This is a genomic window from Xanthobacter oligotrophicus (assembly GCF_008364685.1).
GTDB classification, from domain to species: Bacteria; Pseudomonadota; Alphaproteobacteria; order Rhizobiales; family Xanthobacteraceae; genus Xanthobacter; species Xanthobacter oligotrophicus.
Genome location: NZ_VTTL01000006.1, coordinates 329,636 through 342,048 on the forward strand (window position 1 = coordinate 329,636; position 12,413 = coordinate 342,048).

Genomic DNA, 12,413 nt, shown 5'->3' on the forward strand with positions numbered 1-12,413 from the left:
CATGACCTTGAACACCAACACCGTGAACTGGGACCGCGTCGCCAAGAACGTTGAGCGCGAGCGCATCCGCACTTATTGGCGCCCCTACGGCCTGCCGGACATCATGGACACGGCGAAGAGCCATGTATCCGGCGCCGATCCGATGCCCCGCTGGGCGGCTCCACCGAAGGCGATCATTTCCGCCGCCATCAACGGCGCCTTCTTCACCAAGGCGCAGAACCCCAACCAGCCCACCACCCCCGAGGAGATCATCGCCTCGGCGGAGGCCTGCATCGCCGAGGGCGCACAGGTCATCCACGTCCATGCGCGCGATGCCAAGGGCTACAACGTGCTGGATCCGCAGCTGTTCGGCGATGTACTGCGCCATCTCAGGGCGTCGCACCCGACCCTCGCATTCGATGCCTGCCTCGTCGCAGTGGATGACGCGGAGTGCGACGGCCTCGAGAAGATGCTTGAGCTCGGCCTCATCGATGCGGTGCCTGTCAACACCACGGCGCTGATCCTCGGCGACAATCTCTTCGTGAAGCCGCCCCACGCGATCATCGAGAAGACGCGGCTGGTTCTGGAGGCGGGCCTGACGCCGCAGATCGCGGTCTATACCGACGGCGACATCGACAACGCCCGGCGCCTGCTGATCGACAGCGGCCTCGTCTCCGGTCCCCTGACCTGGCTCGTGCTCGCCGGACTGCCGGGATGCAGCCCCATGTACGGCCCGGAAAGCATGATCGAGTGCCTGATGCGGCAGGTGCGCCTCATCCGCCACGTGGACCCCGGCGCGGTCATCATGGTCTGCGCCGGCGGGCGGGCCAGCAGCCATCTCGCCACGCTCGGCCTGCTTCTCGGGCTCCACATCCGCGTCGGCATGGAGGACACGGTGTGGAAGTGGCCGCACCGGGACGATCTCATCGAGAGCAATGCCGGCCTGTTCCGCATGATGCGGGACATCGCCGAAAATCTTGGCCGCGAGCTGATGCCGGCGAGCGAGTATCTCGCTCTGGCCAAGGCGCCCGCCGCCCGCGCCGCTGCGGAGTGAGGCATGGAACCCCTCGGCTACACGACGGTGGGCAGCGGCCCCCGCAAGGTGATGGCGGCCCATACATGGCTCGCCGATCACCGGACCTACGCTCCCATGATGGCATTCCTCGATGGCACGGCGGCGACTTTCGTATTCCCGGATTTCCGGGGCTACGGCCGGTCCCGGGACCGCGACGGCGCCTTCTCCGTCCGCGAGATGGGAGAGGACATGCTTGCGCTGGCCGACCATCTCGGCTGGGAGCATTTCGACCTCGTCGGCAACTCCATGGGCGGGCAGGCGGCCCAATTGCTTGCCGGCTCCCCCCTTGCGGCGGGGCGCATCGACAGCCTGACGCTGCTGTGCTCCGTGCCGGCCTCGGGCTTTCCGCTAGATGAACAGGGCGCGGCCTTCTTCGGAGCTGCCGCCGATAGTGCGGATGTCCGGGGGCAATGCGCGAGCGCCGTCACCGGCGGCCGGCTAGGTCCGGCCTTCGCGGCCTGGATGGCAGGCCTTTCTCAGGAGAGCGCCACAAGGCAGGCCATCGCCGGCTATCTGCGCGCCTGGACCACCGAGGACATCTCGCAGGAGATCGGCGATTTCGCCGGCGCCGTGCGCATCTTCGTGGGCGCCTTCGACCCCGTTCTCACCGCCGAGGTGGCCGCGGAGCGGATCAGGCCGCTCTTTTCCGGCGCCACGATCGGGACCATCCCCGGAGCCGGCCACTATCCCAGCCTCGAAACGCCGGCCTATGCCGCGGCGATCCTCAACACGCCAGAGCTGACGGGGGCCGGCCATGCATCCTGACGGCATTCCGGCGCCCGGCGCCTTCGGAGAAGCGGACGCCCCGCTCGGCGTCCACGCCGACGGCCGCTGGCAGGTGCCATCATCGGTGAACGAGGCGGCGCTGGTCGAGGTCCCGGGCGGGCGCACGGTCCGTGCCTTTCGCCACAGGCCGGCGAATTACGATGCCATGTTCCGCGCCTCGGTCGCGCGCAACCCTTATGGCGAAGCCATCGTCTGCGGCGACCGCCGCCTCACCTATGCCGAGCTGGACAGGCTGGTGGATGCGAGCGCCTTCGGCCTGATTGCCGAGGGACTTGCTCCCGGCGACCGCGTCGCGGTGATGCTGGACAATCGCCTCGAATATCTCGTCGCCATACTGGCGACCGTCCGCGCCGGCGGCATTGCCGTTCCGCTGGGCACGCGGCTGGGCCCGGTCGATGTGGCGCATATCGTGGGCAATGCGTTGCCCATCCTCGCCGTCACGGGTCAGGCATGGGTGGACCGCTTTCCCGCGGGCTCCAGCATTCGCCGCCTTCTGCTGGCGGACGCGCCGGAAGGTCATCCCGATGCCTTCGCATCCCTCGCCGATGCTGACGCCAGCCCCCTGCCGGAACTCCATCAGCATGACGTGATGCTGATCGTCTACACCTCGGGCACCACTGGAAAGCCCAAGGGCGCCTGCCTCACGCACTTCAACTTCGTCCATACCTGCCTGCATTATCTCTACGCCCTCGGCATCGACCGGCCGCAGCGGAGCCTGCTCGTCGTCCCCGGCACCCACATCGCCGGCTTCGGCCCAGTGATGTCGGTGGCCCTCGCCTGCGGCGGCGCCATCGTCATGATGCGGGAGTTCAAGGCGAAGGCGGTGCTGGAGACGATCGCGCGGGAACACATCACCTTCGCCGTCCTGGTGCCGGCTATGTACCAGCTCTGCCTCATGGAGCCGGGCTTCGCCGACCACGACCTCTCTACATGGCGCTATGGTGTCTATGGCGGAGCCGTCATGCCGCCGGCGGTCATATCCCGCATGGCGGAGCTTGCGCCGGCGCTGCGCCTGATCAACGCCTACGGCGCGACAGAGACCTGCGCCGTCTGCACCATCATGCCTGCCGAGTGGACCCTGCGTGCGCCTGCCAGCGTCGGTCTGCCGCTGCAATGCGACGACCTGATCGTGGTGGGCGAGGATGGGCAGGAGGTTCAGCCGGGCGGCTCCGGCGAGCTGTTCATCCGCGGCGCGAACGTCAGTCCCGGCTATTGGCAGAATGCGGAGGCCACGGCCCTCGCCTTCCGCGACGGCTACTGGCGCAGCGGCGATGTGGCAACCCGCGACCCGGACGGCCTCGTCTATGTCCACGACCGGCTGAAGGACATGATCAACCGGGGGGGATTCAAGGTATTCAGCGCCGAGGTCGAGAACGCTCTCATGAGCCACGAAAGCGTGGCCGACTGCGCCGTGGTGGGGGTGCCGGACCCCGTGCTCGGCGAGAAGACGTTCGCCCTGGTGCAGCGGTGCGACGGTACGATCGACGCCGAAGCCCTGCGCGCATTCCTGAAGGCCCGCATCGCCGACTACAAGGTGCCGGACTTCTGGAGCGTCGGCGAGGTCCCAATCCCGCGCAACCAGAACGGCAAGCACCAGAAGGCAGAGGTGCGCCGCATCGCGCACACCGCTTTGGAGAGCCGCCGATGATCCTTGATCCCGCATCCATGGATGCAACCGCCTGCTACAAGATCCTCATCGGTTCGATCGTGCCGCGCGCCATCGGCTGGGTGAGCACCGTGTCGGCGGACGGCGTCGCCAATCTGGCGCCCTTCTCGTTCTTCACTGCGGTCTGCCGCAAGCCGCCCATGGTTTCGCTGACCATCCAGCCGAAATCGGACCGGGTCACGCTGAAGGACACCCTCGTCAATATCCGCGAGACCGGCGGGTTCGTCACCAATCTTGTGACCCTGCCGCTCGCGGACGCCATGCACCACTCTTCCATGGAGCATCCGCCGGAGGCCGACGAATTCGAGCTGGCCGGCCTGACGAAGAGTGCCTGCGACCTAGTGTCGGCACCCCGCGTGCGCGAGGCGCCGGTCAGCATGGAATGCCGGCTGGACCGCATCATCCCCATCGGCGAGGTCGGTGACCACGTGGTGTTCGGGGAGGTGGTGCGCTTCCACGTCCGCGACGACATCTACCTCGATAGCGGCCGTATCGACACGGTGGGCCTCCATCCCGTCGGACGCCTGGCAGCCGAATACACGCTGGTCGAGAACATCTTCACCTGCCCGGTTGAACCCGAGGTCGTGGTCTCGCGGCAAGGGCGTCGCATGGCCCGGCTCGATGGCAAGCCTGCCGACTGGTCGCAGATCGCCCAGCCCGGCTGGACCGGCTCCGGCAATGCCTTGAAAGGCTGATCCTCGGCCAGAAGCAGAATGCGGCCCAGTTCGTGATCGGCAACGTGCTCATCGCCACCCAGATGACGAGCCGCAATGCGGCGGCCGGGCTCTACGCGCCCCTGCGCATCATGCTCTACGAAACCGCGGCGGGCACAGCCGTGTTCGAGTACGATCGCCCGTCGGACCTGTTTGGCCAATACGGAAATCGGGAGGTGACCGAAATTGCCGGGTCTCTGGACAGGAAGATATTCGATGTTCTCGTGACGGCGGCCCACTGAGGACTAGACGGCGCCGAGTTACGGGTATATGCATCAAATCATGATTTCGTCCTGCCCCTGCGCCGGATTGAGAAAGGCGACGCGGCAAGGACGATCGGCGTGAGGCCTGCGTCGTGCCGACGAAGCGCGGCGCAGACCGGACCGATGCGGTAGCCGAGGCGTGGTGCGGAACCAGAAAAGGATTGAGGACCGATTGGGGTGCCATCGCCTGGAACAGCGCCATGGGATCCTCGCTTTGCTCTGAACCGAAGACGCGGTCCGATTATTTCACCTAAATACAGGCATATGCCCGCATTTGCCGCAATGGAGCCCTTTCCCGCCGGACCACACGACATATTCGGCCTCTCAGGAGTTTAAGGAATGAAATACCGACTTCTCGGCCGTACAGGCCTCAGGGTGGCGGAGCTGGCGCTCGGCACCGCCAATTTCGGCGGGCGGTGGGGACATGGCGCGGATGCGGCCGAGAGTGCCGCCATCTTCAATGCCTATGTCGAGGCCGGGGGCAATTTCATCGACACCGCCGACATCTATCAGTTTGGCCAGTCCGAGGAGTTTCTCGGCAGCCTGTTGAACGGGCGGCGCGAGGACTTCCTGCTCGCCACCAAGTTCACCAACGGGGCTTCCCCCAATGCCAACCGCCTCGTCACCGGCAATAGCCGCAAGGCGATGGTCGCCTCGATCGAGGCGAGCCTGAGGCGGCTGAAGACGGACCGGATCGATCTCTACTGGGTGCACCATCCCGACGAGGTCACGCCGGCCGAGGAGATCGTGCGCGGCCTCGACGATCTCGCCCGCGCCGGCAAGATTCTCTACGCCGGCCTCTCGAACTTTCCGGCCTGGCGCCTCGCCCGCGCCGTGACCCTGGCCGAGCTGACGGGCGCCGTCCCCGTCGCCGCGGCGCAGTTCGAATACAGCCTCGTGCGCCGCGAGCCCGAGGCAGACCTGCTGCCGGCCTGCGCGGCGCTGGGCATCGGCGCTGTCACCTGGTCGCCGCTTGGGGGCGGGATGCTCACCGGCAAGTATCGCACGGGCGAGAAGGGCCGTGCCGAGGCGCTGGGCGGAAGGGTTTTCCAGGCCGAGAGTTCCGCCCGCCGCAGCGCCGCGCTCGATGCGGTGCTCGCCGTCGCGGCGGAGCTCGGTGCGAGCCCGGATCAGGTGGCCATCGCCTGGGCCACCCGCACCGGTGCCATTCCCCTCATCGGCCCTCGCTCCCTCGCCCAGCTGACCAGCAACCTTGGGGCCGCCGCGCTGGTGCTCACGCCGGACCAGATCGCCCGCCTCGATGCGGCGAGTGCCCCGGACGGCGCGGCCGAGGCCTTGCCCGCCGTGGCACGCGGGGCGAGCGACACCGAGCGCCCGGTCCTGCCGGTCGCCTGATCCCCACGCGGTGTCGCCAGACACCCCGCACACGTCCATCAAGGAGGTCGTCATGACCCGAGACATCGTCATCGCCCATCCGGTCCGCACCGCCATCGGCGCCTACAATGGGGCGCTTAAGGGCACGCCCGCCACCGATCTCGGTGCCGTCGCCGTGCGCGAGACCCTGCGCCGCGCCGGCCTAGATCCCGCGGCCGTCGGCACAGTGGTGATGGGCAACGTCATCCAGGCCGGCAACCGCATGAACCCAGCCCGGCAGGCGGCGATCCACGGTGGATTGCCGGTGGAGGTACCGGCCATGACCGTCAACCGTGTCTGCGGCTCCGGCGCGCAGGCCGTCGTCACCGCGGCCCTGGAGATCGCCGCCGGTATCCATGACGTCGCCGTCGCCGGCGGCATGGAGAACATGGACCGGGCGCCCTACCTCATGGATGGCGGGCGCTGGGGCTACCGCATGGGCCCGGCGCAGATTTTCGACAGCATGCTGACTGACGGGCTGAACGATGCCTTCTCCGGCGAGCATTCCGGCTGGCACACGGAGGATCTGGTCGCCAAGCTGCAGATCACCCGCGCCGAGCAGGATGCCTTCGCCGCGCGCTCGCAGCAGCGCTTCGTTGCGGCACAGGCCGAGGGGCGCTTCGCCGACGAGATCGTCGCAGTGGAGATGAAAGGCCGCAAGGGCGTGGAGCACTTCGCAACCGACGAGGCGCCGCGGCCCGACACCACCGTCGAGACGCTGGCGAAGCTGCGGCCGGCGTTCCGCCCGGACGGTACCATCACCGCCGGCAACGCGCCGGGTCTGAACAGCGCCGCAGCGGCCATGATCGTCGCCGAGCGCGGCTTCGCCGACGCGAAAGGCCTCGCGCCGCTCGGCCGGCTCGCCGGCTATGGCGTCGCCGGGGTCGAGCCCGGCCTGTTCGGCCTCGGTCCGGTGCCGGCGGTGCGCAAAGCGCTGGAGCGCGCCGGATGGTCGCTCGGCGACATCGAGCGCATCGAGATCAACGAGGCCTTCGCCGCGGTGCCCATTGCGGTCGCCCGCGAACTCGGCCTCCCGGAGGACATTGTGAACGTGGAGGGCGGCGCGGTGGCCCACGGCCACCCCATTGGCGCCACCGGCGCGATCCTGGTGACGCGCCTGCTCCACGCCATGCGGCGCGACGGGCTGAGGAGGGGCGTTGTCACGCTTTGCATCGGCGGCGGGCAGGGCATCGCGCTGGCGCTCGAAGCGGTCTGAGGACAGATGAGATGGATCTGAAGGTGGGTTGTTGCGAGGATTACGCGGGAAAGCCGTTGAACTTGCGCAGGATCTTGTCGACCACGCCTTCCGGCATGTAGCGGCGCAGGGCGCGCACCTGGCGCGACTGCTTGCCCGCCGAATAGCGCAGCTTCGGCTTCCTTGCCGTTGCCGCCGTGACGACGGTGTCGGCCACGATCTCAGGAGCATCGCCGTCTTCCACCCACTTGCGCATGAGGCCCTCGCTGCGCGAGCGCTCCACCTCGTAGGCCGCCATGGGCTGGTCGGCCCGCGTCAGATTTTCCTCGAAAGCCGTGCGGGTGACGCCTGGCTCGACCAGGACCACCCGTATGCCGAACCTGCGCACCTCATGGTCCAAGGACTCTGAGTAGCCCTCGATGGCGTGCTTGGTCGACGCGTAGAAGGCGTTGAAGGGCGAGGGAATCAGGCCGAGGATGGAACTCATGTTGATGATCCGGCCGCTTTTCTGGGCCCGCATGACAGGCAGCACCGCGTTGACGACGCGCGCGACGCCAAAGACGTTCACGTCGAACAGGCGCTGTACCTGCGCAATCGAGGATTCTTCGGCACCGCCGAGCAGCCCGATCCCGGCATTGTTGACGGCGAGGTCGATGCGGCCTGCTTGCTTGATAATCGCGGCAACGAGGCTCTTCACCGACGCCTCATCGATCACGTCGCAAATCAGCATCGTAATCCCTGGGCGATCGTCAACCGGCTTCCGGCTCGTGCCGAAGACTTGGAAGCCAGCCTTCACCAAAGATTGGGCCGTCACGAGGCCGATACCCGACGATGCGCCCGTCACGAGTGCGATGCCTTTGTTCGTCTTGCTCATCTGTCCGTTCTTTCGTCATCGGACTGGATCGCCGACGGACAGAATGATACTATCAAATCAATAGTAAGTCACTATCGAAAAGATATGAACGAGAAAAATATCTCTATCCCCGGATGCCCGGTTGCTCGCGGCCTCGACGCTGTCGGCGATGCCTGGAGCATCCTGATCCTGCGGGATGCGCTTGCGGGCCTCACCCGCTTCGACCAGTTCCGGAAGAATCTCGGGATCGCCCCGACGATGCTGACCAAACGGCTTGCCGCATTGACAGATGACGGGTTGTTGGAGAAGCGCCTCTACTCCGAGCGACCGCCCCGCGAGGAATATGTGCTGACAGAGGCGGGGCGCGACTTCCTGCCGGTCCTCATGATGATCGGTGCCTGGGCTCAGCGGAACTGCGGTGAGAACCTCGCCCGTTATATCGACGACGAGACGGGGGTCGAAATTCAACCGATCGCTGTCGATGCGGTGACAGGAGCCAGGCTCGGGAGCCGGCCGATCCGGATAAGTCGAACCAATACGGGAGGTTGATCTGTTGGCGGCAGCATGGAGAAAGCTACGATGGCTTTACACGTCATCAAAGGAACTTTCTCATGTCCACTATCTTAGCCAGCGCATCACCTAGCGGACAGGCAGAAATGCGCCGATGTCGTTGAAAAAGTCGGCGCTGGAGGCGTGGTGACATTGGCGCTCGTGAGGGGCGCACCCTTCTCCCTCAAGCCGTCACGGCTGTGGGGCCGTTGGGTACCAGCTTAGCGAGCTTCCTGAGGTTCTGGGCGGTGGCAGCGAGATGGACTCGTCCCGGGCGCCGTTCGGGCCGCGCAGTCGCAGGCGGTCGAGCCTGAGGAGGCACTTCAGGTCGGCGAAAAGCATCTCCACCTTCTTCCGCTGCCGGCGCGAGGTGAGGTGCGCCCCTGTAGCCGCGATGTCCCGTGCCATGTCGCGGGCACCTTCATGGATGGAGCGCAGTATCTTGCGTGCCGGAGCGTTGGGACAGCAGCTCCGCGTCAAGGCACAAGCCTCGCAGTCGAACGTGCTCGCGCGGTAACGGCTGAGGCGCAGCCGGATCCGACCTGGAGACGAACTTCGGCTTCACCTCGCTCGCTGCGCCCCAGGCGGCCTCGTCGAGCGTGTCGAGATATTTCCGGACCGAACGGCGCGTCTCGGCGAGACCTTCCCAGTCCACCTGTTCCGAGGCCGCGGCGGACCGCTGCTTGTTGGCATCGGCCTTGATCAGGCTGGCATCGACGGCGAAACCCGCGCCGCCGACCAGCCCCTCTTCGATGCAACGCCGCACCGTGGTTTCGAACAGCTCGCGCAGCAGGTCGCTGTCGCGGAAGCGGCCGTGGCGGTTCCTGGAGAAGGTGGAATGGTCGGGCACCGCACCTTCCAGTCCGAGCCGGCAGAACCAGGGATAGGCAAGGTTGAGATGGACCTTCGCACAGCCGCCGCTCGGAACGGATACTCCCCAAATTCTTCCCAGAAACGCAAAAGCCCCGCGGCTGGCGGGGCTAAGGCATTGAAAAGAATGGCGCGCCGATCAGGGTGAAACTGAGAACTCGTATGTGATTGAAATTGAATTATTTTAGAATATCGAATTTGGCGGTGCTCAGAGAACGTGGCAGGGTTTGACCGAGACCGACACTTTCTAACCTTGGAAATCTGAGGGGGCCATTCACATATGCCGTGGTAGCCACACACGACGATGATGAGCACTACGTCTACGCCATAGCCCTACGACGCCGCCATGTGGTCCAGGATTTCGTCGCCACTCAATTTCCTCTAGGCTCACGTCAATCTGCACGAGCGCGGCACGGTCAGTGATGGTGGGCAAATGTGGGTCTTCGGCTACGGTTCATTGATGTGGGACGGATGGGAGGCGAGGCGAGGATGCGTCCGCCGGGCTCGGGCTAGCCTGAACGGCTATCGCCGCGTGTTCAACAAAGCATCGGTGAGGAATTGGGGAACCAAAGAATTTCCCGCTCCGACGCTCAACCTCGTAAAGTCGGAATCGGCGCGCTGTTACGGCATGGCCTTCGAATTTTCCGATGAATGCGAACAAGACATAAGGGCGTACCTAATTAACCGGGAAGGAAAAAGCTTTGCTATGAGGCAGATTACGGCGCAATTCGAAAGCGGAGACGAGATTACAGCAACTGTTCCGATCTACGAAGGTAGCAACATTATCGATGAGGATCGCATAGAAATAATTTTAGATATGATTATTAAGGCCAGTGGCAAATATGGAAAATGCATCGTCTACATAAATGGCCTGGCAGAGGAGTTGCATCGCTTGGGCATTGACGATCCGGCGGTAAGTGATCTCTGGCAAGCCCTTCGCTCCCGGCAGCAGCAGTAGCTCAGAACGACCAGAACCTAAGCGCCTCGAGGGGAACAGCATCTGTGACAAATTCGAATATCCCCGATGAGCTCGAAGTTGCCCCGGGCTTCACCGTCAAACTCTGGAAGGGCCTGGCACTCGATCCGGATGTGCCGAAATGCGCCGATTGGCAGAAAGCAATTGACATATTTGATGCCCGCGTTCGATGCCGGTTCCTCAATCCGGTCGACGAGTTACTAAGGCTTGAGGAAAGCCGGCCGCTGAAAACGTTCGGATTCACAATTCTCGCCATTGATTTTTTGGTGATTGAGACCTTGCAGGGATTTCGAGAGGGCGTGATTGACCACACAAGCAAGAGTAAGCATCTTATCACAAACTTTCTGATGCAGTGGACCTCATTCACAGCGCGCCTGCCCGTGAAAGCCGACGCGCATGGGTATGCGTGCAAGATTTACAAGGCCTATCGGTGCGCCCTGCATCACAGCGGCGCCACAGATGGTGCCTTTCGGGTTGGCATCAGCGGCCCGATGGTTGACTTCAAGACCGACCATGAGGTGAAAATCAACCGGTCCTGCTTCCACCAGAAATTGAAGCGCGAATTTGATGGCTATCTCGTCGACCTTTCCAAAACGGACAAAAGGGAACTGCGCTGCAATTTCAGAAAGAAGATGAATGCGATTTGTGGCCTTACAGAAATGCCGCACGGGCACGCGAAATAGGAAGTCTCACACCGAACGCGACGTCTGATAGCTTCGGATTTCGAGCGAAATCGATCTAAGCTACGCATATCGAGTTGCCGGTTGACGAAACGGCCACCGCGACAGTTTTTGGGAGGGGGCTAACGTGGGTATTTTTGACAGGCTCAGACGAGCATTCGGTGGGGAAACAGCATCTCAGCGAGATGGGGATGGTCGTGTTAGAGTGACTTTCAGTCCTTGGATGATCATTGGCGACGACATTGCCAAACAGTATGACTTCCAAAATCTTGGTGGCCCCGGCACCGAGACAATGGTTCAGGTGCGCTGCACAGTCGAGATGGGATCATTTGGGGTTCTGCACCATCACGTCCACTTTGTCATACAGCCGGCCATCGTCATGGAGGAATGCTATCTTGTAGCGTTTTTGGCGACGATGGATGAGGAAGTAGAATCTGGGTTCTTTCCCGTTAAGGTTGCCCATCTGGACGGCGGCGGCAACCTTTTCTGGGTCGAAGACCGAGAGTCCGCTCGCAAATGTCTGGCCGTGCTCCACGCCTGTAAGCCAATGCAGTTCATGGTGCTGGACAAGCAGGACTGCTTGGTAAAGATCCCGCTAGAGAACGATTCGAGCTACCGCACCAGATTCAGCGAGATACAGGATCAGGTTTCGAACCGCTGACTTGCATAGCGGTGGCGAGAAAGAATCCGCCGCCAGATGGGAGTAGCACAATCTCACAGAGCCCATCCGGAAAGAAGTTGAGCCTCGGGAGCCGGTTGTGTTCCTTCCGGATGTCGAATCGGGCGAGCGCGGACCTGGATCAGCCAGTGCCGCCGCCTCGCCATGATCCGCCTCATGCTCAGGCGCATTGCCATGAGACAATGATCACCAGTCAAAACTTCCCGGACAAGCTCACAGATATCCAGCCTTATCCGCAAGCCTCCATGCTATAAATAACAACACGGTCAACAAAATTCCCTTAGTGACAATCAGGGACGCTATGCCATTCCTCGGGTTGAAGATATCAACTTCGAGCCCCGCTTTCATTCGTTCGTTCGCGTACCAATTCGGATTGACGATCGCTTTTAGAAGAGCCAACGAACCGCTCAAGATCGAAAGCGCGATCAGCCAAAAAGCCTGCACATACTGGCCGGTGAAATATAGGATAAGTGCGAGAACGCCTATACCGACAGTGATCATGACTCTTCCTAATTCAAGCACCATGTCCAATCGCTTGCGGTAGAGCGATCTTCGATTGAGGATGCGCATGGTCGTTTGATAATGGACTAACGATCGACCTTCATACAGATTGTTCTGTTAACTTATCATAGCACTCTATCGCAGCTTTCTGCAGCCAGCATGTAGCACGTGTAACGGGTTGACGTTGCCCCCTGAAGCGCCCTCAGTTTGAATTGGACTCCGTCGGAAGGAGACGGAGATGAAGAAGAGCCGGT

At 63.2% G+C, this 12,413-nt stretch carries 13 protein-coding genes and 1 pseudogene; 11 read left to right on the top strand and 3 right to left on the bottom strand.

Annotation, left to right across the window (positions count from 1 at the left end; genetic code table 11):
* Position 1 precedes the first annotated feature (1 nt).
* From FZ033_RS12475 to FZ033_RS12505, 7 genes are all read left to right on the top strand, one after another.
* The gene (locus FZ033_RS12475) at positions 2-1,033 is read left to right on the top strand and encodes a 3-keto-5-aminohexanoate cleavage protein (protein WP_149576447.1); all 1,032 of its coding nucleotides are present in this window, start codon (positions 2-4) and stop codon (positions 1,031-1,033) included.
* 3 nt (positions 1,034-1,036) lie between these two features.
* On the top strand, positions 1,037-1,819 hold the full coding sequence (locus FZ033_RS12480) for an alpha/beta fold hydrolase (protein WP_149576448.1): 783 nt from the start codon (positions 1,037-1,039) through the stop codon (positions 1,817-1,819).
* Positions 1,809-3,488 (top strand): class I adenylate-forming enzyme family protein, encoded by a 1,680-nt coding sequence (locus tag FZ033_RS12485; protein WP_149576449.1) that lies wholly within the window; start codon positions 1,809-1,811, stop codon positions 3,486-3,488. Before FZ033_RS12480 ends, FZ033_RS12485 begins: the two co-directional genes overlap by 11 nt.
* On the top strand, positions 3,485-4,201 hold the full coding sequence (locus FZ033_RS12490) for a flavin reductase family protein (RefSeq protein WP_149576450.1): 717 nt from the start codon (positions 3,485-3,487) through the stop codon (positions 4,199-4,201). Before FZ033_RS12485 ends, FZ033_RS12490 begins: the two co-directional genes overlap by 4 nt.
* The gene (locus FZ033_RS12495; RefSeq protein ID WP_269149863.1) at positions 4,201-4,461 is read left to right on the top strand and encodes a DUF302 domain-containing protein; all 261 of its coding nucleotides are present in this window, start codon (positions 4,201-4,203) and stop codon (positions 4,459-4,461) included. The genes FZ033_RS12490 and FZ033_RS12495 overlap by 1 nt, the downstream gene beginning before the upstream one ends.
* A gap of 360 nt (positions 4,462-4,821) precedes the next feature.
* The gene (locus FZ033_RS12500) at positions 4,822-5,838 is read left to right on the top strand and encodes an aldo/keto reductase (RefSeq protein WP_149576451.1); all 1,017 of its coding nucleotides are present in this window, start codon (positions 4,822-4,824) and stop codon (positions 5,836-5,838) included.
* A 52-nt stretch (positions 5,839-5,890) separates the two neighbouring features.
* Positions 5,891-7,072, top strand: a complete 1,182-nt coding sequence (locus FZ033_RS12505) for a thiolase family protein (RefSeq protein ID WP_149576452.1) — start codon at positions 5,891-5,893, stop codon at positions 7,070-7,072.
* 40 nt (positions 7,073-7,112) lie between these two features.
* Here FZ033_RS12505 and FZ033_RS12510 read toward each other — a convergent pair whose 3' ends face one another.
* Positions 7,113-7,925 carry an oxidoreductase gene (locus FZ033_RS12510; protein WP_149576453.1) on the bottom strand — a complete coding sequence of 271 codons (813 nt, stop codon included), beginning with the start codon at positions 7,923-7,925 and terminating at the stop codon, positions 7,113-7,115.
* A gap of 84 nt (positions 7,926-8,009) precedes the next feature.
* Here FZ033_RS12510 and FZ033_RS12515 point away from each other — a divergent pair, with 84 nt between their 5' ends.
* Positions 8,010-8,453, top strand: coding sequence for a winged helix-turn-helix transcriptional regulator (locus FZ033_RS12515; protein WP_149576454.1), 444 nt, complete (start codon positions 8,010-8,012; stop codon positions 8,451-8,453).
* 184 nt (positions 8,454-8,637) lie between these two features.
* Here FZ033_RS12515 and FZ033_RS12520 read toward each other — a convergent pair.
* Positions 8,638-9,385, bottom strand: a pseudogene (locus tag FZ033_RS12520) (transposase); the annotation flags it as partial.
* Between the two features lie 371 nt (positions 9,386-9,756).
* On the opposite strand from FZ033_RS12520, the gene FZ033_RS12525 reads away from it, so the two are divergent.
* The 3 genes from FZ033_RS12525 (at position 9,757) to FZ033_RS12535 (ending at position 11,640) form a co-directional block, all read left to right on the top strand.
* Entirely contained in the window at positions 9,757-10,281 is a 525-nt protein-coding gene (locus FZ033_RS12525) for a gamma-glutamylcyclotransferase (RefSeq protein ID WP_149576455.1), read from the top strand.
* A 44-nt stretch (positions 10,282-10,325) separates the two neighbouring features.
* Positions 10,326-10,982 carry a hypothetical protein gene (locus FZ033_RS12530; protein WP_149576456.1) on the top strand — a complete coding sequence of 219 codons (657 nt, stop codon included), beginning with the start codon at positions 10,326-10,328 and terminating at the stop codon, positions 10,980-10,982.
* Positions 10,983-11,106: 124 nt separating this feature from the next.
* Positions 11,107-11,640: a hypothetical protein gene (locus FZ033_RS12535; protein ID WP_149576457.1), complete on the top strand. Its 534-nt coding sequence runs from the start codon at positions 11,107-11,109 to the stop codon at positions 11,638-11,640.
* 231 nt (positions 11,641-11,871) lie between these two features.
* Here the strand turns inward: FZ033_RS12535 and FZ033_RS12540 are convergent, their stop codons facing one another.
* Positions 11,872-12,159, bottom strand: coding sequence for a hypothetical protein (locus FZ033_RS12540; RefSeq protein ID WP_188079454.1), 288 nt, complete (start codon positions 12,157-12,159; stop codon positions 11,872-11,874).
* Between the last annotated feature and the right edge of the window lie 254 nt (positions 12,160-12,413).